A 22,446-nucleotide genomic window follows, 5' to 3' on the forward strand; every position below is an offset into this window, starting at 1 on the left:
TGATTTATAACGACCGGGTGTCTTCAAAACCCGCCAATCCGCGAAGACGGGTTAGCGCAGTCCTCCGCCGTCATTGCGAGCGAAGCGAAGCAATCCACGTCTCCACCTGCGGCGCTATGGATTGCTTCGCTACGCTCGCAATGACGTCGAGAGAGCGGAATAACTCGGCGCATCCGGCTTGCGGAAAATGCGGATCGGATCGCCCGGCTTGAGATCGGGCTGGGTAAAGAGGGCGTAGGCGTACAGCGCGAGATAGGCGATCGCGATCGCGCCCACGCCATAGAATGCCCAAACTGCCATCCGTTTCATTGGCGGATATCTAGAATGCCTGATGGCAAATGGCCAGCCCGCCCCCGGTGAAACCGGGACTTCAGCCGGGATCGTCAGGTCTTTCGCCTGGCCCGCGGCCTGGGCACGCTGACCTCCGCGAGCCTGAGCGCATCCTCGTCGCGGTCGATGGCGACATACTGCCCCTGCCAATAGGCCAACGCCGCCGTGCGCGGCGACACCGTCACGTCGAGCACGCGGCCGACGACGATCGCATGGGAATGCCGCTCGACGGTTTCCTCGACCTCGCAATCGATCGCCGCGAGCGCGTTTGCCAGCAAGGGCACGCCGGACGGCCCGGTTGTCCATTGGCCGCCGATGAAGCGATCGGCGCCCTTCAATCCGCCCTTACCGGTAAATCGCTCGGCGATATCGACCTGGTCCGCCGTCAGGATGTTGACGCCGAAGAAGCCGTAACGCTTCACCAGCGGCCATGACGAGGCTTCGCGGTTGATGCTGACGATCAGCGCAGGCGGATCGACCGACAGCGAAGAGACCGAGGTCACGGTCATGCCCGAGAGCTCCCTGCCCCGCCCCGCCGTGATGATGCTGACGCCGCCCGTCAACTGACGCATCGCGTTTCGAAAGTCATCCGATGCGACGACGGTCTCGATCGACACGGAACGGAAAATGGAGTTCATGGGCGCCTCACAGATCGGAAGTATCTTCCGTGCCTTCCAGCAGGTTCTTCAGGATCGCGCCTTCCAGCGCCGCCAGCTCGGCCGAGCCGCGCTGCCGCGGGCGCGGAACATCGACATTGTAGTCCTGCGCGATGCGGCCATCCTCGATCACCAACACGCGGTCGGCCAACGCCACCGCTTCAGCGACATCGTGCGTCACCAGGATCGCGGTAAAGCCCTGGTCATGCCAGACCCGCTCGAGCAGGCGCTGCATCGAAATCCGTGTCAATGCGTCGAGCGCGCCGAGCGGCTCGTCGAAGGCGAGCACGCGCGGCTGGCTGACCAGCGCGCGGGCCAGCGCCACGCGCTGCTTCTGTCCGCCTGACAGCACGGCCGGCCATTGCGTCCGCTTGTCGGCAAGACCAACCTCGCCGAGCGCACGTTCGGCGCGAGCCTGCGCGTCCGGCGAATGCCGCTCGCGTCCGAGGCCGACCTCGACATTCGACAGCACCCGCGCCCATGGCAGCAGCCGCGGCTCCTGGAACATCACCCGCACGTCTTCCGGGCGCGCATCTTCGCCAAGGCTGATGGTGCCGGCCGTCGCGGTCTCCAGCCCCGCGATCAGCCGCAGCAGCGTGCTCTTGCCGCAGCCGCTGCGGCCGACGATCGCGACCGACTGGCCGGCGGGAATGTGCAGATCAATGCCGCGCAGCACTTCGTTGTCACCGAAGGATTTGCGCAAGCCGCGAATGGTCAGCGACAGGCCGCGCCGCGGCGCATCCGTAACGGGCCGGAGCTGACGCACCTGTTCGGTATAGTCGGCGCGCTTGACCGGTTCGGCGTCGAGGGAACGAAAACGAAGAGCTTCCTGCATTTCTTGTCCTTAGTGTTTCTGGAACGCTGGATGCCAGGTCAGCGTCAGCCGCTCCAGCGCACGCGAAGCGCTGTCGGCCAGCTTGCCGAGCAGCGCGTAGATCAGGATCGAGAGCACCACGACATCGATCAGCATGAACTCACGCGCCTGCATCGCCATGTAGCCGAGGCCGGACGACGCAGCGATGGTTTCAGCCACGATCAGGGTCAGCCACATGATGCCGAGTGCGAAGCGCAGGCCGACGAAGATCGACGGCAACGCGCCCGGGAAGATCACACGGCGGAACAGTTCGCCGTCGGTCATGCCATAGATGCGTCCCATCTCGATCAATTGCGGATCGACGGTGCGGATACCGTGCAGCGTGTTGAGATAGATCGGGAAGAACACGCCGAGCGCGACCAGAAACAGCTTTGCGGATTCATCGATGCCGAACCACAGGATGACCAGCGGGATCAGCGCCAGATGCGGAATGTTACGCACCATCTGCAGTGTCGTATCCGTCAGCTTGCTGGAGAGCTGCGAGAGGCCATTGGCGAGGCCGAAAGCGAAGCCGATGCCGCCACCGATCAGGAAGCCGACGCTGGCGCGCCAGAAGCTGACCCAGATGTTGCGAACGAGCTCGCCTGACTGCAGGAGTTTCCATCCCGCCAGCGCCACGTCGCTCGGCGCCGGCAGAACCCGCGCCGAGACGAAGCCCGTGACGCACGCGACCTGCCAGATCAGGATGATGGCCAGCGGCACGATCCACGGGACCAGGCCGTCGATCCCGGGCAATTTCGGTGCGGCTGTGCGCGGAAGACTGTCGATCAAGCTCATGATTGCGATGCCTGCTTGTCTGGCCGGTACTCATTGCCGATGGTTTCGCCGAACGGGCCGGTGTTGACGCGGATCGGCGTGACATTGTTGTGCCGAGCCAGCGACAGCAGCGGGAACACCAGTTCGGCAAAGCGATAGGCTTCCTCCAGATGCGGGTAGCCCGACATGATGAAGGTATCGATGCCGATGTCCTGATATTCACGGATGCGCGCCGCCACCGTCTGGGGATCGCCGACCAGAGCGGTGCCTGCTCCGCCACGCACCAGGCCGACGCCGGCCCAGAGGTTCGGGCTGATCTCAAGTTTGTCGCGGCGGCCACCATGGAGTTGCGCCATGCGCTGCTGACCGACCGAATCCATCCGCGAGAATATCTTCTGCGCCGAGGCGATCGTCTCATCGGTGACGTGCTGGATCAATTCATCGGCAGCCTTCCAGGCTTCCGCATTGGTCTCGCGCACGATCACGTGCAGGCGTATGCCGAACGACAGCTTTTTGCCGCGCGCGGCCGCAACCGCTCTCACGCGGTTGACCTTTTCGGCGACTTGCGCCGGCGGCTCGCCCCAGGTCAGATATTTGTCCACGGTATCGACGGCGACATCGATGCCGGCATCGGACGATCCACCGAAATAGAGCGGCGGACGCGGCGACTGCACGGGCCGGAACAGCAATCGTCCATCCTCGATGCGAATATGCTTGCCCTCGACATTGACGGTCTTGCCGGCGAGCAGGTCGCCATAGACGTTGAGGAACTCGCGCGTCACCGCGTAACGCTCGTCATGCGGCAGGAAGATGCCGTCGCCCTTGTTCTCCGTGGGGTCGCCGCCCGTCACGACATTGACCAGCAACCGCCCGTTGGAAAACCGGTCAAGCGTCGCGGTCATGCGCGCGGCAACGCTCGGGGTTTGCAGGCCGGGCCGGACCGCCACGAGATAGCGCAGCCGTTCGGTCCATGGCGCCGCCGCGGAGGCGACCACCCAGGAATCTTCGCAGCTTCGCCCCGTCGGTAGCAACACACCGAAATAGCCGAGCTGATCGGCAGCCTGCGCGATCTGGCGCAGATAGTTGAAGTTCACCTCGCGTCCGCCGGTGGTGGTGCCGAGATAGCGGCCGTCGCCATGCGTCGGCAGGAACCAGAGGATATTGGCGTTGGGTTGCGTATTCACGATCCGGACCTCCGGGCTACGTCAGAAATCCTGATTTGCTTGGGGATGAGACCGAGGCCGAAGAACGTGTCGGCAACCTGCTGCTGGTCAGCAATCACGGCCTCGGTGATCGGCTTGATGCCGTAGGACTGCCGCCTCAGCGCAACTTCGACGACCGGAACGGAAAGCCCGGTCGCCGGCGCGAGTTGCTCGGCGACGGCATGGATATCGCCCCTGGCCCAGTCGTCGACTTCGCTCAGTTGCGCCAGCACGAGGTCGACGATCCCGGGATCGCTCTCCAGGAATTTCTTCGACGAGAAATAGAACTGGTAGTTCGAAACGATGCCGGTGCCGTCAGCGAGCGTGCGTGCGCCCGTCGCGGCCTCCGCCGCCGCCTGGAACGGATCCCAGATCACCCAGGCGTCGACCGCGCCGCGCTCGAAGGCCGCGCGGGCATCGGCCGGTGCAAGAAACACCGGCTCGATCTCCGAATATTTCACGCCGGCCTTCTCCAGCGCCTTCACCAGGAGATAATGAACGTTGGAGCCCTTGTTCAGCGCGACCTTCTTGCCCCTGAGGTCAGCGACCGCGTTCAACTTGCTGCCCTTCGGCACCAGGATCGCCTCGCCTTGCGGCGCCGGCGGCTCATAGGCGACGTATTGAATCGGCGCGCCGGCGGCCTGTGCGAAGATCGGCGGCGCCTCGCCGGTATTGCCGAAATCGATCGCGCCGACATTGAGGGCCTCGAGCAGCGGCGGGCCGGACGGAAACTCCGTCCATATCACCTTGTAACCGGCAGTCTTCAGCTTCTCCTCGAGCGTCCCCTTGCTCTTGAGCAGCACCAGCTTGCCGTACTTCTGGAAGCCGATGCGGACAACCTTGTCCTGGCCGTAGGAGGTGCCGACAGTCGAGGCGACCGCGACCGCAGACAGGATGGCAGCCGCCATCATTCGTCGAAACCAACGCATGCAGTTCTCCTGAAAATAATATGAAGTGACGGCGGTCAGGTCAGGTTTGTACCGGCCTCCAGACCGCATCCCGCACCACGACAGTTTTGGGGATCAGACCAAGCTTGTGAAACCGGTCCGCAACGGCCTGCTGCGTCGTTATGATCTCGTCGGTGACCGGTCCGATCAGAAAGGACGCACGATTGGCTGCGACCGTCTGGACTTCAAGCGGTACGCCGGTGACGGCGGCGAGCGCGGCAGCGACTTCAACCCGGTTGGCCTCGGCCCAGCGCGCCGCTTCCGCAAGGCCGTCGATCACGTCGCGCGTTTCGCGTCCATGGCTGTTCGCAAAATCCCTGTTCGCGAGATAGAACGAATTGGTCTTGGCCACCTCGTGCGCATTGACGAGGATGCGGCCATTCTGGCGCTTTTCCCCGATCGCAAAATAGGGATCCCAAACCGCCCATGCCTCGATGCTGCCGTTGGCGAAGGCAGGCACCGCGTCGGGCGGAGTCAGATAGACGGGAGTGATGTCGCTCCAGGTCAGCCCGGCCTTTTCCAGCGTCGCAATCACCACATTGTGCGCGCTACTGCCCTTGGTGAAGCCGACGCGCTTGCCCTTCAAATCGGCAATCGTCTGAATGGTGGAATTGGCGGGAACCAGAATGCCCTGCCCGTTGGTAATCGACGATCCCGCAACATAGACAACATTGGCGTTTGCAGCCTGCGCGAAGATCGGCGGCGTGTCGCCGACCGAACCAAGGTCCACGCTGCCGGCACTCATGGCCTCCAGCAACGGCGGCCCTGACGTGAACTCGATCCATTTGATTCCGATCTGCCTGGCGGCAAACGTTTTTTCCAGAACCGCCTGCTGGCGCGCGATGACCAGCACGCCCGTCTTCTGATAGCCGATACGAATTTCCTTCAGCGGTGTGCTTGCGCGCACCTGTGGCACAAGAGCACCCGCGGCCGCGGCGCTCACAGACAGCTTGAGAAAGTCCCGACGCTTCATTGTTTTCTCCTGACGATCGCGGCATGCGCGATCAAGCGATGTCAGGATGATGGTGCGATGCGATGAGGCTGTCGAGCGGCTGCGAAAAATAACGATGCGCGCCCTGCCGTGGCAACGCGAAGCGCAGCGTTTGTTTCAACGAGCAGCGCGCATGCAGCGATTTTCTTTCCAGCACGCGGCCGTGAGGTTCCGCATCGCCGAGAAAATCAGCCTGGCGCCGGTCACTCCGTCGGCTACCTAGCCCGCCGCCACTTTCGCCGGCGCGACACTGACCGCCAGCTTGCCGTAGCGATCCTTGAAGGCCTCGGTGTCGATTTCTTCCAGCTTGATCGAGCCGTCGAGCACGCCCTTCTTCCAGGCCTCGTGCTCGGGATCGTGCCTGAATTCCGGCATCACTTCCCTGGAGAACAGTTCGAGCGACTCGCAGATATGTTCGTGGGTGTTCTTGCCGGCCTGGTTGAGCAGGATCACCTGGTCGATATGCGAGGTGCGGAAGCGCCGCAGTTTCTTGCGAATGGTTTCCGGCGAGCCGATCAGGCCGCCGCGCAGCGCCGCCTCCTGCGCCTCCGGGTTCTCGCGCTTCCACTTGTTGTACTCATCCCACATGTTGACGGTGCCGGGATCGGGACGCTGGCGGTTCTGCGACTGCCCGTAAAAACGCAGCGCGAACTGGAAGAAGGTGGCGCCGTCGGCGCGGCGGCGCGCCTCCTCGTCGGTCTCGGCGCACATGAAGAACGACACCAGCGCCATGTTCGGATTGATCTGGTAGTCGGCGAGCTTCTTCAGCCGCTTGGTGATCGCGTTGTAATAGGCGTGCACCCAGGCATGCGCGGCGTCCGCGCTGACGAACTGGAAGCCCAGCGCGCCAAAGCCGTTCTCGCCGGCGCGCGCGATGGTCTGCAGTTGCGAGCACGCCATCCACAGCGGCGGGTGCGGCTTCTGCACCGGCTTCGGCACCATGTTGCGCAAGGGAATGTCGAAATACTTGCCGTGATGTTCGGTGCCGACCTTGGTGAACATCGGGAAGATCGCCTGCACCGCTTCCTCGAACACCTCGCGCTTGGTTTCCATGTCGCGGCCAAACGGGGTCAGTTCGGTGATGGATGCGCTCTCGCCCATGCCGAATTCGCAGCGACCGTTGGAGAGGAGATCGAGCACCGCGACGCGCTCGGCGACGCGCGACGGATGGTTGGTGGTGAGCTGGAAAATGCCGTGGCCGAGCCGGATCTGCTTGGTCCGCTGGCTGGCGGCGGCGAGGAAGGATTCCGGCGAGGGCGAGTGCGAGTATTCCTCGAGGAAATGGTGCTCTACAACCCAGGCGTAGTCGTAGCCGAGCCGGTCGGCCGTCTCGAGCTGCGTCAGCGCGTTCTGGTAGAGCCGGAGTTCGTCGCCCTCCTGCCACGGGCGCGGCAGTTGCAGCTCGTAGAAGATACCGAACTTCATGGCGACTACTCCCAAGGATCGCTTGTTATTTTTGTCCAGTGTATTCCGGGTGCGCGCCAAGTCCAGCGTCGTTCGCGCGAGAGCAATTCCGTGACGCGGAAGCAGCCTTGCATGGAGCGCGCGAATGGTTAGCTTTACGCTTCAGTTGAGTCGCGGCGCCTCGCCCGCTCCTCTCCCAATCCGGATCTCATGACTACATTTACGCCGCACCAGGATTCCGCGCTGAAGGCCGTTGCCGACTGGCTCAAGGCCAGGCCCGGCCGGAACGGCACGCCGCCGGTCTTCCGCCTGTTCGGTTATGCCGGCACCGGCAAGACCACGCTGGCGCGGCACATCGCCGAGGGCGTCGACGGCGAGGTGAAGTATGCGGCCTTCACCGGCAAGGCGGCGCTGGTCATGCGCAACAAGGGATGCGACAACGCCTCCACCATCCACTCGATGATCTACCGCGCCAAGGAATCCGGCGTCGAGCAGCCGAGCTTCGAGCTGTGGGACGATGCGCCGGCCTCGAAGGCCAAACTGATCGTGATCGACGAATGCTCGATGGTCGACGCCGAGCTCGGCCGCGACCTGATGTCGTTCGACTGCCCGCTGCTCGTGCTCGGCGATCCCGCGCAATTGCCGCCGATCCAGGGCGGCGGCTACTTCACCAATTGCGAGCCCGACGCGATGCTGACGGAAGTGCATCGCCAGGCCCAGGACGATCCGATCGTGCGGATGTCGATGGACATCCGCGAGGGCCGCGAGCTCGAAATCGGCCGCCATGGCGAGAGCGAGGTGGTGCCGCGCGGCGAACTCGATCCGGATCGCGTGATGAGCGCTGACCAGGTGCTGGTCGGCCGCAACAACACCCGCCGCGCCTACAACATGCGCATTCGCCAGAAGCAGCACATCGAGGACCTGCTGCCGGTCGCCGGCGACAAGCTGGTCTGCCTCCGCAACAACCGCAAGAAGGGCCTGTTCAATGGCGGGCTGTGGCGGGTGAAGTCGCGCACCCAGCCGCGATCGAAGTCGCAGATCCTGAGCATGCGGCTGTCGCCCGACGAGGAATTCGGCCACAAGGTCACCAAGGTCTCGGTGCGCCAGGACTGCTTCGAAGGCGGCATCGAGGCGATCCCGTGGGAGCAGCGCAAGCCCTATGACGAGTTCGACTATGGCTACGTGCTCACCGTGCACAAGTCGCAGGGCTCGCAATGGGACGACGTCGTGCTGTTCGACGAGAGCTTTGCGTTTCAGGACAGCCGGGCACGGTGGCTCTACACCGGCATCACCCGTGCGGCGAAGCGGCTGAGCGTGGTGGTGTGATCCGGGTCGTTCCGGGCGCGAAGCGAACCCGTAATGACGTGAGATCTATTTCCTCTCCGCCACGGAATAAAAATCCTCGCCGGTCGTCCTCCCCTTAAGGCCTTGTGCAGGCACCACTTTATTCACGAATTCGTGTGGCGCGGTCCGTAACAATTCGCAAGTACCGCCGTATCTTGGGCATCGGAGAGTATTTGCACCGATTGCGAAACGCCGCTCCCGCTCTAGACTGCCCCCAACCAACGCCGAAAGAGGAAACCATGTCCCCTCGCCACCTCAGCCGTCTGTCGTTCGGCGCCGCCGCCCTCGGCGCGCTGGCCCTTGCCGCCGTCGCCATCAGCCCGTCGCGCGCTTCCGAGGAAGCGGTGATCATTCCGCCGCCGGCCGTCGACGTCCAGGCCGCCGACGGCGTCCAGACCGCGGTGATCGCCGGCGGCTGCTTCTGGGGCGTGCAGGGCGTCTATCAGCACACCGCCGGCGTGCTCAACGCGGTCTCAGGCTATTCCGGCGGCAGCAAGATGACCGCCAACTACACCATGATCGGCACCGGCTCGACCGGCCACGCCGAGTCGGTCGAGATCAAGTACGACCCGAAGAAGATCAGCTATGGCAAGATCCTGCAGATCTTTTTCTCCGTCGTACATGATCCGACGCAATTGAACCGCCAGGGCCCCGACACCGGCACTCAATATCGCTCGGCGATCTTCACGACCAATGACGAGCAGAAGAAGGTCGCGGAGGCCTACATCGCCCAGCTCAACGCCGCCAAGGTCTACAGGAAGCCGATCGTCACCAAGGTCGGCCCGCTGCAGGCGTTCTTTCCGGCGGAAGACTATCACCAGGACTACCTGACGCTGCACCCGAACCAGCCCTATATTGCCTTCAACGACATTCCGAAGATCGAGAATCTGAAAAAGATCTTCGCGGATAATTACATCGAGAAACCGACGCTGGTGAGCAACGCGAAGGCTACGAATTAAGGAGGCTAAATGTCCGACACCAAAACATCCAGCAAGGTCGTCAAGAGCGAGGCGGAGTGGCGCCGCGAGCTGACGCCGATGCAGTATGCCGTGCTGCGCGAGAAGGCGACCGAGCGGCCCTTCACCGGCGAATATGAGCATGACCACCGCAAGGGCACCTATACCTGCGCCGGCTGCGGCCAGACGCTGTTCGAGTCCGATGCCAAGTTCGACTCCGGTTGCGGCTGGCCGAGCTTCAGCACGCCCGCCGTGGAGAGCCATATCGACGAGGAGCGCGATGTCAGCCACGGCATGATCCGCACCGAGGTGCTGTGCTCGAAATGCGACGGGCATCTCGGCCACGTCTTCAACGACGGCCCCGGCCCGACCGGGCTGCGCTACTGCATCAATTCGGCGGCGCTGAAGCTGCAACCGAAGTAGTTCTGATCGCCAGCGACAGCGTTCGCGACCTTATGCGTCGCGTCGCGTCGCGTCGCTTCGCTCGCGATGACGGCTATTTCCACCTTTTCCGCCAGGTCAGCCAAGGACTCGCGGCGCGGAATGTGCTTTGATCCGGGTTGCGGGAGCGATCCGGGCCACGCATCCCGCGAACCCTCGGGGGACCGCGTCATGACGCTTGGCACGATACTCGTCATCATCCTGATTATAATCCTACTGGGCGGCTTCTCCGGCCGCGTCCGCGGCTATGGCTACGGCTATGGCCATTCCGGCATGGGCCTGCTCGGCGTGATTTTAATCGTGCTCCTGATCCTGCTCCTGCTGGGCAAGATTTGAGCCATTAAGCCATTGAAAAAAATTGATTAAATCTTGGTTCCGGGCAGCCATGCACGGATTCATCATCCCCCCCGATGTCCACCTTCAGGGGTCGCATTTCTGCCAGATAAGCCTATATTAGAGATCGAAATGACGTACGGCGCGCCGCGTATGTGGCCCACCGTCATCCAATCCCCATTGCTCGCCTCCAAGAGCCAAAAAGATTGAGGTCACCGACCATGCGTCCATTCAGCTACAACACCGCCGCCGAACTGTTTCCCGCCGCCATTCGCAAGAAGAAGCGTGCCGGGTTTGCCTATCGGCGTTTCGGCACCGCGGCGGAAGCGGTTCGCTTCGCGATCGAGGAGTTGCCGGCGGATTCGCTGAACGGCGCCTACCTCCAGGTCGAGGAAGCCCGCTTCGACCAGAGCGGCATCCGCTCGCTCTATGAGAGCGAAGCCTTCCCGCTGCCGCGCCGCCCGCGCCCGGAAGCCAGCAGCGACGACAAGGCCGACGCGGCTTAAGGACTTTCTCTCCTTTTCAAACAGCACGCCTCCGGAAGTGTTCCGGGGGCGTTTTCTTTGGGCTTCCTACAGGCGCGGCTGGCGGTCGAGCCAGCGCCTGAGCATCCGCACATTGCGCACATTGGCGCGGAACATGACGTCGAAGGCGTCACCCGCCACCGGCACCAGGCCGACCGCGCCGTCAACCGCGACATTGGCGAGCATCCGCGCCGTGATGTGCCAGGGCGCCCCGAGCGCACGCGCCTCGCGCACGATCCACAACGAGATCGCCGTCGTGATGATGTCGCCGACCACGGGGATCAGGCCGATCAGCCCGTCGATGCCGTAGCGGAATTTGGTGCCGGGCACGATGAAGGCGACGTCCAGAAGTCTTGCGATGGCGTCGAGCCGCGCCAGCCGCTGCTCGCGGGTCAACTCGCCGAACGGATCGGCGGCGGACTGGCCGAAATCGAACCGCAGCTCCTCGAACCGGGCATGCGGGTTCTGATCCGGAATCTCCCGCCCCTCCTGGTCGATCACCGGGCCGCGTCCGGGCGAGCGTTTCCGGAAGGGCTGTTCGGTACGCGGTCGTGGCGGCGTGTAGATATCGTCGTTTGACATGGCCATCACATGGTAACGCGGAAGCAGGGTGCAAGTTGCGTCAAATTATCACGAGGCAGCGGCGAGCCATTGATATCGCTGATGAAGCACCACTTCATCTGCCCCGCGCCGCCGTCGGCGTCAGGCCGTAGCGGCGGCGGAAGCAGCGGTTGAAATAGGACAGGTCGTTGAAGCCGCACTCGAAGGCGATGTCGCTGATCCGCCGCTCGCCGGCGCGCGCCAGCAAATCCGCCGCCTTGCGCAGCCGCAATTCCAGCAGGCGCATGGTGAAGCTGGCGCCGGCTTCATAGAGCAGTTCGTTGACATAGCGCTCCGACAGGCCGCCGGCGGCGGCAAGTTTCTGGGCGGAAAAGTCCGGCTCCGCAAAGCGTTGCTCCAGGATCGTGAGCACGGCCTTCAGCCGCACCGCGCGCACCCCGCCGCGCCGGGCGTTCACCGCTACATCGCTGCGGGCGCCAAGCCCGAGCGCCGCCAGATCCATCAGATGGCTCGCGATGGCAAAGCCCGCCTCGTCGACGGCACTGGCGTGGCGCAGCAGCAGGTCGCTGTAATCCATCGCCAGCGACAGCGCCCCGCCGGGCGCCAGCTCGCGGGCTACGAGATCATCGACGTCGGCCACCATGGCCTTCAGCGTGGCCATCGGCAGATGCACGTTGGTGAAGCGCTTCTGGTTCAGGCCGTCGGCGGCGAAGAACGGCTCGTCGAGCTTGAGCAGCGCCATCGATCCCGGGCGCAGCACGAATTCCAGCCCACGGTGGGTGACGCGGGATTCGCTGGCGCCGGTGTTGCGCACCAGGCAGTAGCGGTCGTCATTGGTGGCGAGCACCTGGCGCTTTTCGCGCCGCACCGTGGTGAAGGTGCCGTCGCAGCGGCCGAGCATGGTGGTGCCGACATGGATCGAATTCATCGCGGCGCGAAACGGCACGTCCTTGGCCGGGTCGAGCTCGCCGGTGTTGGAAAAATGCTCGAACAGCTCGGCGAAAAACATGAAACGCTGCCGCTCGCTCAGGCCCGGCGGCAGCATGTCGGTCGACAGCCTCTTCTTGAGGACGGGCATCGGCGGGAAGGTCTCGTGGCAGCGCGGTACAGTCTGGCCACGGCCGGATGAATGCCGGCTGAAGGCGCCGCAACCTAGCAATACGCCCTTGTGAAGGAAACAGCGCCGGCCAGTCCAAATCGAGGAATCCCCGGCGCTTGCCAGTCCAAGACATAACCACTGGTTGCGCTTATGCGTGCGGCGGCAGCGGCCGCCGGGGCCGGCAGCCACCATTCCCCGAAGGAATGGCCCGCGCATGGAAATCAACGAGGAGACCAGGAGATGACGACATCTTTCGCCCGCAAGGCGCTGCTCGGCGCTGCGATCGCCGCCAGCATGGGCATCGGCTACGCCATCGGCGCCCAGCCGCACATGACCGCCAGCATCGACCTGTTGCGATCGGCCCGCGGCGAGCTCAACGCGGCGACGCCGAACAAGGGCGGCCACCGCGAGCGCGCCATGCAACTGATCGACCAGGCGATCGGCGAAGTCCGCGCCGGCATCGCGTTTGCCGGCGGCTGAGCGAATCGGGAGAGGTTCATGAACAGACTGATCGCCACAATTTTCGTTTTCGGCATGATGATCGGCGGCTCTAACGCGATGCCGATGGCGCCGCCGGCGCCGGCATCGGGCAGCGACGTGATCGAAGTCGCCGGCGGCTGCGGCCCCGGCTGGCACCGCGGCCCCTATGGCGGCTGCCGCCGCAACTATGCGAGGCCCTGGCTGCACGCCTGCCCGCGCGGCTGGTACCCCGGCCCCTACGGCCGCTGCCGCGCCAACGGGCGGTGAAGTTTCATTCCCTGACAATCGTGCATCAAAGGCGGCGGATCGAAAGGTCCGCCGCCTTGCTTGATGCTTTTGGTCATTTGCAAATTCCTGGTGTTAGCTACCGTCGTGCCGCAAACACTACTGTCGTCCTCCGCTACCAGGACGCGCGAATGCACATCCTCCGCGCATGCGGAGGATCCAGTACGCCGCAGCCCATCAATCAATCATTAGCGTCTCTGGAATACTGAGTCGTCCGGTCAAGCCGGACGATGACAGGTGAATGTGGAGCGGCATTCTCGCGACATGTTCTGTCCGAGGTTTGTCCGACAACTCCCGCCCTCCCAATCTGAGGGCGCAGGGAAGACTCAACTTCCGAAAATCAGAAGTGATTTGCCCGTCGGGCAATTGCATCAGGCGGTAGATTGGATAACGCGCCCCTGACGGGGATTTCCTGACGTTTCCGAATCGAGCGTCATTCTATGATCGCGCGTGCTGGCCTGGCACGGGGTGACGACAGGTGAAAAGACTCTCCCATCTCGCGGTGACGTTCCTTTTCGCGACGGTAAGTGCGGCTGTCGTGGCGTACGTGCTGGCGCATATCGCCCATTACGATCTCGGCGTTCCCGCCTTTGCGCTTCGGGAACAGGCGCTGATCAGCGCGGCCCTGATCTCCGGCCTCGTCACGATCGAATTTCTCGTCAGCAAGGAGTGACGGTGAGCCGGCAGGAAATAGCCAGGCATGCCGTCAGCAACGATCGAATGGTAACATTGGGGATCGAAATGCTCATCAGCAAGGCTGTCAGCAAGCAACCTGTGGCCTATTGCGCGCCGTGTTCGGATCGGACGCCGCACCGTTACGAAAGGCTGGGGATCAACGGCCGGCTTACGTCCAGAGCCATCTGTCTGGTCTGCAACAACGACTCGCGCCGGAACACGACGGACAAAAACGCCGCCGGCTCATCCTCGTAGGCAGCGTGGATGCCACCCAGGCCCGTCATGCCGGCGGGACAAATGACAGGTTTTTCCTGACGGGCCGCCATTCGGCTGGGCTCTAGGATGATCGAATGAACGAAGCAGGTTCCAGGGGGCGCGCGGTGAGCCAAACGAACGACAATTCGCTCAAGCAGCAGCGGAGCAAACAACTGTACGAACGGGCCTTCTTCTTCAAGCGACTGGCGATCGGCGCAGCCGACCCGAACTTCGCGGCAAAGCTCAAGCCACTGGTCGACGAATATGAAGGCGAGGCGGCGCGAGCCATGCTCGAATTGGAGGAACCCGCAACGCCGCGAGAAGGCGCAGCCAGCCGCGTCACGCCGGAGCATCGTACAGGGTGAAGGCTCGCAGCGACCGTAGCGCACCGCGGCTGCTCCAAGACCCGGAGAATCGCGATTTCGAGCATCCGGCATTGCCAGGACCAACAACATCAGCCGACGACATGGCAACGCAAGACGTCCCCGGCGAGATCAGGGACTTCATATTGAAGCATATTGCTTCGGTGGCCCAGATCGAAGCGCTGCTTCTGATCTGGTCGAACCCGGAGAAGCGCTGGGGCGTGTCGAAGGTAGCTGCCCGCATCTATGTCGGCCAGACCGAAGCCGCCGAAGCGCTCGAGGGACTTTGCGCCCACGGCTTGCTGATCCGCAAGGACGAGGCGTTCGGCCTGAACGCATCGGGAGAAAACGTCGAGATGATCGGAAGATTGAAGCAGGCGTATGCCCGCCACCTCATCGCGGTGACGGATGTCATCCACAGCAGATCGCTAGGCCAACCGGCGTCCGAAACGCGCGGGCTTCGAAGGGATAGCTGACATGGCTGCGATCAAATCCCGCCCTGACCGTGACAGCCGCTCAGGCACCGCGATCGTTCTGGGGACTGGCCTCACCGCCGTTCTGGCGGTCTTGTTCATGTCGCAACCGTCGCTTGCCCAGAAGATCTATTCGTACGAGCCTTTGATGATGGACCCGTACTCGACCATCTATGTCGACGACGGCTCGTGTTCCACCGGCAAGGTCCTGAGGGTTCAAGGCGCGACGAAGAATCAGCGACGAAAGAAAAGCTGCGTGCCGATGAGCGACCTGAAGAGCGTTCCGAGCCCGGGCGCCGCCAGATAGCGGCGCCCGGTAATGCATCCATCGGTGGACCGGCGCGCCTATTTATGGGCAGGCATGCCGGTACCCGTCATTTCCGAGATAGGTGCCGGATGCGGGATCGTAGGAGCGAAAGCGTTGCGCACAATAGGCGGCCGCCTCGTTCGCGCGCGCCTGGCTATTGGCGATCGCCCCGCCGATGATGGCGCCTGCGGCCAGCCCACCAAGCACCGCCGCGCCCGTACCGCCGTGACGATGGCGCCAGCCATGATACCCATGATATCCATGGTGCCCATAACCTCTGCGATACTGCACGTTCGTCAGTGGCTGCGCTGAGGCCGCCATACCCGTCGAGGCGCCCGCCGGCATCAGCGGCGCGGCAACGGCGGGCGGAAGAGAGATCGAAAACAACGTCCCGAACGCGACGGCGGCTGCGATCATTTTCCGTGGCTTCATCGAAATACTCCTGTTGCTCGCGCGCACGCAGGAAGGCATGGCGCGACACGGCGCACCATGCGGCCGCTGCGAACTCGACCGACAACGCCTGATTCGATGGATCGTTCTGACAGGTTAATCCTGACGCGGCGATTCCGCTTCGCGCGTGTCAGTTCGGCGCGGCGAGCCAGCCCCGCCTGATGCCGTAGCGGACGATATCCGCACGGCTGCGAAGCCCCTTCTTTTCGGCCGCGCGCGCCTTGTACGTCTCCACGCTCTTGACGCTCACTTCGAGCTGGCCTGCGATCTGCTTGTTGCTGAACCCCTGCGCCACGAGCCGGAGCACGTCCTCCTCGCGCCGGCTGAGTTCGCCGCCCTCGCTCTCGTCGGACGCAAGCTGTGCCGGCGCATTCACCGCAGCCTTCTCGGCGATCGCCGGATCGAGGTAGACATCGCCCCGATTGACGGCGCGAATCGCGCGAAGCAGTTCGTCCGCGGCCGATCGCTTCAGCAGATATCCCCTGGCTCCGGCTTCAAGCACCGGGTGAACATAGGCACGATCCTCATGGACGGTGAGGACGATGATCTTCACATCGGGGCATTGCCGGCTGACCTGGCGCGCCAGCTCCATCCCGCTGATGTCGGGCAGCGAAAGATCGATGACGGCGATATCGGGCGAGGAATCGCAAATGGCCTTCAAACCCGTGGCCCCGGTATTGGCGTCGCCCACGAGTTCGACTTCCGGCACGCCCTGCAGCAGCGCACGGATCCCTGCGAGCACGACGGGATGGTCGTCGACAAGCGCGATGCGAACGGGACTCATGCGACCGCCTCCGACGCTTCCAGCGGCACCTGGACAAAAATAGTGCTTCCCTTTCCTTGCGAGGATTCGATGACGATCGTGCCGCCGAGAAGGGCGACCCGCTCTCTCATGCCGGAGAGACCCAGGCCCGGCGTCCGTCCGCTGCCTGCGGCGAGCCGGCCCACGGTCTCGGGATCGAAGCCGACGCCATCGTCCTCGATGACCAGGGCGAGCCCTTCCGTTTTCTTCTCGAGCACGATGCTCACCTTGCTGGCGCTCGCGTGCTTCAGGACGTTGGTCAATCCCTCCTGAACCAGCCGGTACAGCACGGCCGCCACGTCCGCAGGCAGCTTGTCGTCACGACCAAAGGTCTGGATATCGACGCGAACGCCATAACGCTCCTGCCAGTCCGCGACATAGGCTTCGATGGCCTTGAAGATACCGAGATCGTCGATGGCGGTGGGACGCAGGTCCGACGCGGTGCGATGAATGTCGCGGCCGATCTCCGCGGCGAGTTGTTCGAGCCAGCGCACCTGCTCCGTCGCCGCCTCGCCATGGCTGCCCTTGGCCAATCCCTGCTCCAGAGCTTTCAGGCCGAGCGACAGCCCGGTTACCGTCTGCCCGATCTGGTCATGCAGCTCCCGCGAAATCCGGCGCTGCTCCTCCTCCTGGGCCGACGCGAGGCGTCGCAGCAAATGATGCCGCTCCGCCTCCGCGCGCTTGAGGATATCGATGTCGGCGAGTACGCCGTGTATGACATGCCGCCGGCTGGGCGGCCCTTCGGCCCGCCCCGCCGCGCGCAACCAATGTTCGCCGCGGTCATCCGACTGAACCGGAAACTCGACGCTGCCCGATCGGCCGCTCTCGATGCAGTCGGTTGCGAACGACGCCAGCGCCGCACGGTGCGGCGGTTCGAGCAGCGCGAAAATCCTGTCTGCCGACCATCGCGCTTCGCCCGATCGCGGGCCTGCCAGCCCGAGTAGCGCACAGAACCGGCCGCAGCCGCTGAATTCGTTTGCAGACAGATCCCAGCGCCATGTGCCGAGTTCGGCCGCATCGATCGCGAGCGCGCCGCGCTTCTCGCTGTCGAGCAGCGCCGCCGCCGACTGCAAGGCCTCCAGGCGCCGCCGCTGGGCAATTTCCCGGGCGATCACCAGGCCGAGCGCGATGGCAAGACCGACGCTCGCCGCGGTACCGCCGATCAGCAGCCGCAACGAGCGCGATACGGGCGCGTTCAATTCCGATACGGGTACGCCGACATGGACGGACCATCCCTCGGTTCCGGCAAGCATGCGGTGAACGGTTTCGACATCGACGCCCTCGCGCGTCTGCGTCCGGGGCGAGTTCGAGCCGCCGCGTGCCATGGCCTCCTGGACCGCGGGTGTCGGCGCGCCGGCCTTGGCCATCTTGGTATCCGGCGTACGCGCAACGATCTTTTCCCTGGCGTCGACGACGGTGCCGGCCCATCCGGCCGGCAAGCCTGCCTGCGCCAGAATGGTGCCGAGCTGGTCGGGCAACAGGCCGATCGTCAGGACGTAGCGGAGTTCGTCATCCCGGAGGACCGGGACGCGCAGCGACACGAGTTGCTTGCCGATTGCCGCCTGGTAGGGACCGAGCCCGCCGAGAACCGGCTTTCGTGTACGAACGACGGCGTTGAAACTGTCGGTGTCGGTCACCGGCCCGAGCGGCGCGCCAAGCGGCCGCAGCACATTGAGGACCTGCTCCTTGTTCGGCTTGGTCAGCGCGGCGGTCTCCCACAGCGGACGGGCAGCCACGATCCGCGTGGCTTCGAGATAAAAATCCTGCAGGCTGTCCCGGTCGAGCGACGCCGAACTTGCAAGCGTTTCGGCCACCTGCATCTCACGGGAGATCTCGGCCTCGATGCGGTGCGCGACCTGCGTCAGCGCCTGCGTAGCGGCCTCGCGCGCGTAGCTGCGCTCCTGATCGGCGGTGATATAGGCCATCCACCCGCCGAGAAGCAGAACAGGGATGGCGGCTGTGAGAACGAGGGCCGTGAAAAGCCAGAACCCCTCCTTTGGCCGGCTTGCCCCGGGGAACAGTCTGTTCCCCGGTTCCGCGGTCACGGCCGTGCCCACTTCTTTCTTGCCGGCAATGACAGACAACGCAATGTGCTCCCTTTAGCTCGATTCCCCGATGGGATCAGTTCGCTCCTGTTCTGCCAATCATCATATCGGAGCACTGCGGTCAGGAAATGCCTGACGCTCACGTTGCCCTGCGGTTCCAATCACAAACAGGTCTCGCGCAAGCGCCGGGCCGTTTCCCGACGGACGCTCAGGCCGAATGCACCGCCTGCGGCTCGTCGACATATCTGTGCGCCAGCCACGACGAGATCACCGCAGGCACCATGCCGACGAGGCCGTAGAGCACGAACTGCATGGCGCCGGTATCCGGTCCGCGCGAGCCGTAGAGCAGCGCGGTGGCGGCAAAGCCGATCGCGGCGACGATCAGGAGCCGCACGACAGGCGATATGCGCTTGACGTGACAGAGAATGTCGTCGATGGCGCCGAACATCAACATCGGTACGATGCCGAACAGATAGCTGTATTGCAGCGTCATGAAGAACGCGCGGAGGAATTTCCCGATCTCGCCCCAGTTGGTGTCGATCCAGTAGCCGGAGGTCAGCGTGGTCGCCAGCAGCATCAGGAAGCCGCCGACGAACGGACCGATCGCTCCGAAGATCAGATAGCGCTTCATGGAACTGCCTCCTGGCGGTTGCAATTCCAATACAGCAGCGCAGAGGCCAAGTAAATTTGCCCGGGGTGCGCGGTCGCGCACTTATCGCCGATGGCGAGGGGCGTTATTTCCTGCCCGCCATGGCGGCCGCGGCCGGCTCGCTCTTCTTTCCGAGCATCCGGTCCGAGCCGAAGCGGACGGTCCACTGCGCGACCGACAGCAGCAGCGATTCATAGATCGCCACGCATTGTTCGAGCTCGCGATCCGTGGCCGGCGGACAGTTCGGCCGGTTGCGGACGATCATCGTCGTCGTCGACCAGCTCAGCCGCGCCGCCTTGCAGGCGACGATCAGGCCGTACACCCGCTCGGGTTCGAGGAAAGGCTCGATCGCCTCGGCCTTGACGTCGGCCTTCAAGGCAAGGGCGGCGACCACGAGATCGTATTCTCCGCGCACCGCAAACCGGTTGACGATGGAGTCGTTGAGCTTGCCGGTGCGATTGAGCGTGACGACCTCGTTATTCGCCCTGGTGTAGTCGATCGTCTTGCGCGGCGCGACTGCAGGCACGGCCCCCGCGGCGCCCGGGATTTTCTTCCGCGCGACGGGCCGCGACGCCGTCAGGAAGCGGGCGCGAACCACGTCGGCGACCTTGCCGATCAGCTCGCGCAGCAGGTTGCCGGGAATATCGAGGCGAACGCCGAGCTTTTCGGCGAGGGCTTCGTCGCGCTCGGCACGACCGACCAGCGTGGCATATCCGCATTCGGAGAAGCGCGCGCCCGCGTTATGAGCGAGTGCGTTGGAAACGTTGACGTCGCCAAATCGCATCAAGGCGTCGGTCAGCGCTTCGGTGAGCACCTTGCGGTCGGAGATCGCGAGCAGATGCTGCTGGCTGCGGCTGCGGGCGATTTCGACCAGGTCGTTGTCCGACAGGCAGACGGAATGCCTGAGGACCGGTCCGGCGACCGCGATTTCGTCGTGGAATGCCAGGTTCCGCACCGTCTGGCGCGGCGCCTGCTCGATCGCCGACAATTCCTCGCTGAGCTCGACCAGGCTTGCCGCCGCCACCCGCGCGATCAGTTGCGCCAGGACGCCGTCGACCGCCGCGATCTGGGATTCGCTGAGCCGGTCGAAACTGGACAGGAACAGGTCCGTCACCTCGCCGAACACCTGGGCGTCGTGCTCGGGCCCGCCCCTCTCGGCGCCGTTCAGTTCCTGGCGCAGGCTTTGCGTCGCGGCGGTCATGGCTATGCCGCCTCCGACCGGACCGTGCCGGCGCATCGCAGCGCCGCCCGCGCCACCGCAGGGATGGCCGGCTTCCTCATCGATCCATCTGCGGCGGCGTGAACGCGCATTTGAGTGCCATTCGGAAGGCCGGTTTCGGCAGCCTTTCACTTCGACGAAAGCAACAGGCGGGTTAGCCGCCGATGCTAGCCCGTCTTCCCTAACAGCTGGTTGTCCCGGACCCCGGACTTTCCGCATTAATACGTAGTTTTCGCGAGAGCCTGTGGCTGCCATCCGGAGGCCGAGGGGTCATGGCTTCCGCCGCGGCCCTCTTCGCGACTCGTGCGCCGACTCGCGGTTGCACACGCATTCGTGGCGCGCTCGCAACAGTCCAGGGAAGTGTTGGCGTGAGCATTGCAGCCTAGCAACATTGGCGCATAATTCGCGCGGGGCGGCGCAGCACTTTTTGATTCGGACATCGGCGGAAATCGAGCAACCACACGCGGAGGACATTCCGCGTGAAGGATGACGCGCGCGGCGGTGCAAGTCGCCGGCAGCGCCCCTAATGAACAGCGGCCCAGGCGCCGCGCGCAACTTTTTGGGGAAACGGTCCATGACTTCCTGTCCTGCAAGCAAGATCGCAACTTTCTTCGCTATCGCCGTCGCGGCGACGGCGCTTTATGCAAGCCCGAGCCTTGCCTTCTCATCTGAGGCGCAGCAGATGTGCACCGGCGACGCGATGCGGCTGTGCGGCCATGAGGTCCCCAACATCCAGCGAATCACCGCCTGCATGGCCAGGAACCGCGCCAATGTGAGCCCGGGCTGCCGCGCCGTGATGGAACGCGAGCACATCGCCCGCCGGCGCGCCGCCGCTGCCGCCGAGGATTGACGGGGTCACACGATCACGAACGCAGAACGGCCCCGGCGGCGGGATGAGCGCTGCCGGGGCCGTTTCTTGTCAGGCTGTCTGCAGGACGCCGCGGACCGCTACTCGCCCCACGCCGCAAAGGCGTCGTTGAACGCGCGCTCGCCGGGCGAGCCCTTTTCGATCGCGATGATGGCGCGGCGCTGGTTGACATAGACCAGCGGCACGTCGAACCAGGAGCGCTCCTTGAGGAGCTGCAGGTTGCGCGAGCGGTCGGAATCGACGTTGGAGAGGCCGACGAGGAAGAAGCCGTCGGTCACCTTCACCGCAAGGCCTGCCAGCGGCGTGCCGCGCGCCTGCTCGTTCGACTTCATCAGGATGCCCGGCACGTTGCCGACGCCGCCGCCGGAGAAATCCTGCGGCAGGATGAAGGTCAACTCCGCGGTGTGGCTCGCCGGCAGCGAGGAGTCGGTGTTGCGGCGGAACGACATCGTCATCTTGAACTTGCGGTCGGGAATCTCGATGTCGGCGCGCACGGCGATGTCGGGCTTCTGGTTGCCGCTCGCCTTGATCGGTTCGGTGCGCCAGATCACCGAGCCGACATACTGCTTGCCCTTGGGATCGGACGGGTCCTCGTCATAGAGCACGACGCGCTGCGCCACCGGCGCCACGTTCTCGCTCGACGAGGGCTGGCCGACCCGATCCGGAATCTTCGGGCGCGACTGCGGCGCGGCCGGATCCTTCGGCGCTTCCGCGACGGGCGAGGATTTGAACAGGCCGCTCACGGCGGTCGCCACCTGCTTGCCCCAGAGAATGCCGGCGCCGACCAGGACCAGCACGATGCCGATGGCGATCGCGCTCTTGAACGGAAACGCCGCGCCGGCGCGGGCGGGCTTCTTCGGCGGCTCGCGATCGCGATCCTGCGACAGCCGCGGCCGGTCGCGCAGCGGCGGTGGCGGCGCGTAGCGGTCGGCCTCCGCCAGCGATTCCTCATACGAATACGGCACCTCGGGATCGGCGCCGCGGTTTTCCATGCTCGGCTCGAGCCGGTCGAATTCCGGCGAGGGCGACGGCACGTTGGCATAGGTCTTTCGCGCGGCACGGTTGGCCTGCGCGGCGGCGCGGCCGAGATCGTCGGCGTCGGCGGCGATGTCGCGGAAGCCGCGCATGCCCGGAGGCTGCGGCGGACCGCCATTGTCC

General features: G+C 64.3%; 29 protein-coding genes and 1 pseudogene. 12 read left to right on the top strand and 18 right to left on the bottom strand.

Features of this window, described 5'->3' with window-relative positions:
* Positions 1–129: 129 nt before the first annotated feature.
* From V7E26_RS12080 to V7E26_RS12120, 9 genes are all read right to left on the bottom strand, one after another.
* Complete coding sequence (locus V7E26_RS12080; protein ID WP_324416085.1) at positions 130–309, bottom strand: hypothetical protein; 180 nt, start codon at positions 307–309, stop codon at positions 130–132.
* A gap of 74 nt (positions 310–383) precedes the next feature.
* On the bottom strand, positions 384–968 hold the full coding sequence (locus tag V7E26_RS12085; RefSeq protein WP_324416087.1) for a flavin reductase family protein: 585 nt from the start codon (positions 966–968) through the stop codon (positions 384–386).
* Positions 969–975: 7 nt separating this feature from the next.
* Entirely contained in the window at positions 976–1,821 is an 846-nt protein-coding gene (locus tag V7E26_RS12090; protein WP_324416089.1) for an ATP-binding cassette domain-containing protein, read from the bottom strand.
* A 9-nt stretch (positions 1,822–1,830) separates the two neighbouring features.
* On the bottom strand, positions 1,831–2,637 hold the full coding sequence (locus V7E26_RS12095) for an ABC transporter permease subunit (protein ID WP_324416091.1): 807 nt from the start codon (positions 2,635–2,637) through the stop codon (positions 1,831–1,833).
* Complete coding sequence (gene ssuD / locus V7E26_RS12100) at positions 2,634–3,803, bottom strand: FMNH2-dependent alkanesulfonate monooxygenase (RefSeq protein WP_442893393.1); 1,170 nt, start codon at positions 3,801–3,803, stop codon at positions 2,634–2,636. Before ssuD ends, V7E26_RS12095 begins: the two co-directional genes overlap by 4 nt.
* The gene (locus V7E26_RS12105) at positions 3,797–4,747 is read right to left on the bottom strand and encodes a sulfonate ABC transporter substrate-binding protein (RefSeq protein WP_324416095.1); all 951 of its coding nucleotides are present in this window, start codon (positions 4,745–4,747) and stop codon (positions 3,797–3,799) included. Before V7E26_RS12105 ends, ssuD begins: the two co-directional genes overlap by 7 nt.
* 40 nt (positions 4,748–4,787) lie before the next feature.
* The gene (locus tag V7E26_RS12110; RefSeq protein ID WP_324416096.1) at positions 4,788–5,738 is read right to left on the bottom strand and encodes a sulfonate ABC transporter substrate-binding protein; all 951 of its coding nucleotides are present in this window, start codon (positions 5,736–5,738) and stop codon (positions 4,788–4,790) included.
* 31 nt (positions 5,739–5,769) lie between these two features.
* Positions 5,770–5,913 carry a hypothetical protein gene (locus V7E26_RS12115; protein ID WP_324416099.1) on the bottom strand — a complete coding sequence of 48 codons (144 nt, stop codon included), beginning with the start codon at positions 5,911–5,913 and terminating at the stop codon, positions 5,770–5,772.
* Between the two features lie 62 nt (positions 5,914–5,975).
* Positions 5,976–7,181: an LLM class flavin-dependent oxidoreductase gene (locus V7E26_RS12120; RefSeq protein WP_324416101.1), complete on the bottom strand. Its 1,206-nt coding sequence runs from the start codon at positions 7,179–7,181 to the stop codon at positions 5,976–5,978.
* 189 nt (positions 7,182–7,370) lie between these two features.
* On the opposite strand from V7E26_RS12120, the gene V7E26_RS12125 reads away from it, so the two are divergent.
* The 5 genes from V7E26_RS12125 (at position 7,371) to V7E26_RS12145 (ending at position 10,740) form a co-directional block, all read left to right on the top strand.
* On the top strand, positions 7,371–8,486 hold the full coding sequence (locus V7E26_RS12125) for an ATP-dependent DNA helicase (protein ID WP_324416103.1): 1,116 nt from the start codon (positions 7,371–7,373) through the stop codon (positions 8,484–8,486).
* Positions 8,487–8,743: 257 nt separating this feature from the next.
* A complete protein-coding gene (msrA, locus tag V7E26_RS12130; protein WP_324416105.1) occupies positions 8,744–9,463 on the top strand; it encodes a peptide-methionine (S)-S-oxide reductase MsrA in 720 nt (239 codons plus the stop codon).
* A gap of 9 nt (positions 9,464–9,472) precedes the next feature.
* Positions 9,473–9,883 carry a peptide-methionine (R)-S-oxide reductase MsrB gene (gene msrB, locus V7E26_RS12135; protein ID WP_324416107.1) on the top strand — a complete coding sequence of 137 codons (411 nt, stop codon included), beginning with the start codon at positions 9,473–9,475 and terminating at the stop codon, positions 9,881–9,883.
* Positions 9,884–10,072: 189 nt separating this feature from the next.
* The gene (locus V7E26_RS12140; protein WP_324416109.1) at positions 10,073–10,237 is read left to right on the top strand and encodes a DUF3309 family protein; all 165 of its coding nucleotides are present in this window, start codon (positions 10,073–10,075) and stop codon (positions 10,235–10,237) included.
* 218 nt (positions 10,238–10,455) lie between these two features.
* A complete protein-coding gene (locus tag V7E26_RS12145) occupies positions 10,456–10,740 on the top strand; it encodes a hypothetical protein (protein WP_324416111.1) in 285 nt (94 codons plus the stop codon).
* Between the two features lie 66 nt (positions 10,741–10,806).
* Here the strand turns inward: V7E26_RS12145 and V7E26_RS12150 are convergent, their stop codons facing one another.
* Together V7E26_RS12150 and V7E26_RS12155 are read right to left on the bottom strand one after the other, a co-directional pair.
* Positions 10,807–11,346 carry a DUF4112 domain-containing protein gene (locus V7E26_RS12150; protein WP_324416113.1) on the bottom strand — a complete coding sequence of 180 codons (540 nt, stop codon included), beginning with the start codon at positions 11,344–11,346 and terminating at the stop codon, positions 10,807–10,809.
* Positions 11,347–11,434: 88 nt separating this feature from the next.
* On the bottom strand, positions 11,435–12,397 hold the full coding sequence (locus V7E26_RS12155; protein ID WP_324416115.1) for an AraC family transcriptional regulator: 963 nt from the start codon (positions 12,395–12,397) through the stop codon (positions 11,435–11,437).
* A 261-nt stretch (positions 12,398–12,658) separates the two neighbouring features.
* Between V7E26_RS12155 and V7E26_RS12160 the strand changes: the two genes are divergently transcribed.
* The 3 genes from V7E26_RS12160 to V7E26_RS12170 all read left to right on the top strand — a co-directional run bounded on the left by V7E26_RS12160 (position 12,659) and on the right by V7E26_RS12170 (position 13,856).
* Complete coding sequence (locus V7E26_RS12160) at positions 12,659–12,898, top strand: hypothetical protein (RefSeq protein ID WP_324416117.1); 240 nt, start codon at positions 12,659–12,661, stop codon at positions 12,896–12,898.
* Positions 12,899–12,916: 18 nt separating this feature from the next.
* Positions 12,917–13,165, top strand: coding sequence for a GCG_CRPN prefix-to-repeats domain-containing protein (locus V7E26_RS12165; RefSeq protein ID WP_324416119.1), 249 nt, complete (start codon positions 12,917–12,919; stop codon positions 13,163–13,165).
* Between the two features lie 496 nt (positions 13,166–13,661).
* A complete protein-coding gene (locus V7E26_RS12170) occupies positions 13,662–13,856 on the top strand; it encodes a hypothetical protein (protein ID WP_324416121.1) in 195 nt (64 codons plus the stop codon).
* A gap of 142 nt (positions 13,857–13,998) precedes the next feature.
* On the opposite strand, the gene V7E26_RS12175 is transcribed toward V7E26_RS12170, so the two are convergent.
* Positions 13,999–14,184 (bottom strand): hypothetical protein, encoded by a 186-nt coding sequence (locus V7E26_RS12175; RefSeq protein WP_324416123.1) that lies wholly within the window; start codon positions 14,182–14,184, stop codon positions 13,999–14,001.
* 24 nt (positions 14,185–14,208) lie between these two features.
* On the opposite strand from V7E26_RS12175, the gene V7E26_RS12180 reads away from it, so the two are divergent.
* The 3 genes from V7E26_RS12180 to V7E26_RS12190 all read left to right on the top strand — a co-directional run bounded on the left by V7E26_RS12180 (position 14,209) and on the right by V7E26_RS12190 (position 15,255).
* On the top strand, positions 14,209–14,478 hold the full coding sequence (locus V7E26_RS12180; protein WP_324416125.1) for a hypothetical protein: 270 nt from the start codon (positions 14,209–14,211) through the stop codon (positions 14,476–14,478).
* Positions 14,479–14,579: 101 nt separating this feature from the next.
* Positions 14,580–14,951 (top strand): hypothetical protein, encoded by a 372-nt coding sequence (locus V7E26_RS12185; protein ID WP_324416127.1) that lies wholly within the window; start codon positions 14,580–14,582, stop codon positions 14,949–14,951.
* Between the two features lies 1 nt (position 14,952).
* Complete coding sequence (locus V7E26_RS12190; RefSeq protein WP_324416129.1) at positions 14,953–15,255, top strand: DUF6719 family protein; 303 nt, start codon at positions 14,953–14,955, stop codon at positions 15,253–15,255.
* A gap of 42 nt (positions 15,256–15,297) precedes the next feature.
* Here the strand turns inward: V7E26_RS12190 and V7E26_RS12195 are convergent, their stop codons facing one another.
* From V7E26_RS12195 to V7E26_RS12215, 5 genes are all read right to left on the bottom strand, one after another.
* The gene (locus tag V7E26_RS12195) at positions 15,298–15,687 is read right to left on the bottom strand and encodes a BA14K family protein (RefSeq protein WP_324416131.1); all 390 of its coding nucleotides are present in this window, start codon (positions 15,685–15,687) and stop codon (positions 15,298–15,300) included.
* 148 nt (positions 15,688–15,835) lie between these two features.
* Positions 15,836–16,489, bottom strand: coding sequence for a response regulator transcription factor (locus tag V7E26_RS12200; protein WP_324416133.1), 654 nt, complete (start codon positions 16,487–16,489; stop codon positions 15,836–15,838).
* Positions 16,486–18,432, bottom strand: coding sequence for a sensor histidine kinase (locus V7E26_RS12205; protein ID WP_324416135.1), 1,947 nt, complete (start codon positions 18,430–18,432; stop codon positions 16,486–16,488). Before V7E26_RS12205 ends, V7E26_RS12200 begins: the two co-directional genes overlap by 4 nt.
* A gap of 328 nt (positions 18,433–18,760) precedes the next feature.
* On the bottom strand, positions 18,761–19,183 hold the full coding sequence (locus V7E26_RS12210) for a DUF5413 family protein (RefSeq protein WP_324416137.1): 423 nt from the start codon (positions 19,181–19,183) through the stop codon (positions 18,761–18,763).
* A gap of 103 nt (positions 19,184–19,286) precedes the next feature.
* Positions 19,287–20,402 carry a DUF2336 domain-containing protein gene (locus V7E26_RS12215; protein ID WP_324416139.1) on the bottom strand — a complete coding sequence of 372 codons (1,116 nt, stop codon included), beginning with the start codon at positions 20,400–20,402 and terminating at the stop codon, positions 19,287–19,289.
* Between the two features lie 592 nt (positions 20,403–20,994).
* Between V7E26_RS12215 and V7E26_RS12220 the strand changes: the two genes are divergently transcribed.
* Entirely contained in the window at positions 20,995–21,270 is a 276-nt protein-coding gene (locus V7E26_RS12220) for a hypothetical protein (RefSeq protein WP_324416141.1), read from the top strand.
* A 98-nt stretch (positions 21,271–21,368) separates the two neighbouring features.
* Here the strand turns inward: V7E26_RS12220 and V7E26_RS12225 are convergent.
* Positions 21,369–22,446: pseudogene (locus V7E26_RS12225) on the bottom strand (hypothetical protein); the annotation flags it as partial.

The sequence above is a fragment of the Bradyrhizobium sp. genome (assembly GCF_036735945.1).
Classification (GTDB): Bacteria; Pseudomonadota; Alphaproteobacteria; order Rhizobiales; family Xanthobacteraceae; genus Bradyrhizobium.

Coding starts and splice junctions, on each gene's coding strand:
- V7E26_RS12085 (WP_324416087.1), bottom strand. CDS start 968: ATGAACTCCATTTTCCGTTCCGTGTCGATCGAGACCGTCGTCGCATCG.
- V7E26_RS12175 (WP_324416123.1), bottom strand. CDS start 14,184: ATGGCGGCCCGTCAGGAAAAACCTGTCATTTGTCCCGCCGGCATGACG.
- V7E26_RS12195 (WP_324416131.1), bottom strand. CDS start 15,687: ATGAAGCCACGGAAAATGATCGCAGCCGCCGTCGCGTTCGGGACGTTG.
- msrB (WP_324416107.1), top strand. CDS start 9,473: ATGTCCGACACCAAAACATCCAGCAAGGTCGTCAAGAGCGAGGCGGAG.
- V7E26_RS12110 (WP_324416096.1), bottom strand. CDS start 5,738: ATGAAGCGTCGGGACTTTCTCAAGCTGTCTGTGAGCGCCGCGGCCGCG.
- V7E26_RS12160 (WP_324416117.1), top strand. CDS start 12,659: ATGACGACATCTTTCGCCCGCAAGGCGCTGCTCGGCGCTGCGATCGCC.
- V7E26_RS12180 (WP_324416125.1), top strand. CDS start 14,209: ATGAACGAAGCAGGTTCCAGGGGGCGCGCGGTGAGCCAAACGAACGAC.
- V7E26_RS12210 (WP_324416137.1), bottom strand. CDS start 19,183: ATGAAGCGCTATCTGATCTTCGGAGCGATCGGTCCGTTCGTCGGCGGC.
- V7E26_RS12205 (WP_324416135.1), bottom strand. CDS start 18,432: ATGGCCTATATCACCGCCGATCAGGAGCGCAGCTACGCGCGCGAGGCC.
- V7E26_RS12145 (WP_324416111.1), top strand. CDS start 10,456: ATGCGTCCATTCAGCTACAACACCGCCGCCGAACTGTTTCCCGCCGCC.
- V7E26_RS12120 (WP_324416101.1), bottom strand. CDS start 7,181: ATGAAGTTCGGTATCTTCTACGAGCTGCAACTGCCGCGCCCGTGGCAG.
- msrA (WP_324416105.1), top strand. CDS start 8,744: ATGTCCCCTCGCCACCTCAGCCGTCTGTCGTTCGGCGCCGCCGCCCTC.
- V7E26_RS12155 (WP_324416115.1), bottom strand. CDS start 12,397: ATGCCCGTCCTCAAGAAGAGGCTGTCGACCGACATGCTGCCGCCGGGC.
- V7E26_RS12165 (WP_324416119.1), top strand. CDS start 12,917: ATGAACAGACTGATCGCCACAATTTTCGTTTTCGGCATGATGATCGGC.
- V7E26_RS12090 (WP_324416089.1), bottom strand. CDS start 1,821: ATGCAGGAAGCTCTTCGTTTTCGTTCCCTCGACGCCGAACCGGTCAAG.
- V7E26_RS12105 (WP_324416095.1), bottom strand. CDS start 4,747: ATGCGTTGGTTTCGACGAATGATGGCGGCTGCCATCCTGTCTGCGGTC.
- V7E26_RS12185 (WP_324416127.1), top strand. CDS start 14,580: ATGGCAACGCAAGACGTCCCCGGCGAGATCAGGGACTTCATATTGAAG.
- V7E26_RS12190 (WP_324416129.1), top strand. CDS start 14,953: ATGGCTGCGATCAAATCCCGCCCTGACCGTGACAGCCGCTCAGGCACC.
- V7E26_RS12220 (WP_324416141.1), top strand. CDS start 20,995: ATGACTTCCTGTCCTGCAAGCAAGATCGCAACTTTCTTCGCTATCGCC.
- V7E26_RS12125 (WP_324416103.1), top strand. CDS start 7,371: ATGACTACATTTACGCCGCACCAGGATTCCGCGCTGAAGGCCGTTGCC.
- V7E26_RS12140 (WP_324416109.1), top strand. CDS start 10,073: ATGACGCTTGGCACGATACTCGTCATCATCCTGATTATAATCCTACTG.
- V7E26_RS12095 (WP_324416091.1), bottom strand. CDS start 2,637: ATGAGCTTGATCGACAGTCTTCCGCGCACAGCCGCACCGAAATTGCCC.
- V7E26_RS12150 (WP_324416113.1), bottom strand. CDS start 11,346: ATGGCCATGTCAAACGACGATATCTACACGCCGCCACGACCGCGTACC.
- V7E26_RS12080 (WP_324416085.1), bottom strand. CDS start 309: ATGAAACGGATGGCAGTTTGGGCATTCTATGGCGTGGGCGCGATCGCG.
- V7E26_RS12200 (WP_324416133.1), bottom strand. CDS start 16,489: ATGAGTCCCGTTCGCATCGCGCTTGTCGACGACCATCCCGTCGTGCTC.
- V7E26_RS12215 (WP_324416139.1), bottom strand. CDS start 20,402: ATGACCGCCGCGACGCAAAGCCTGCGCCAGGAACTGAACGGCGCCGAG.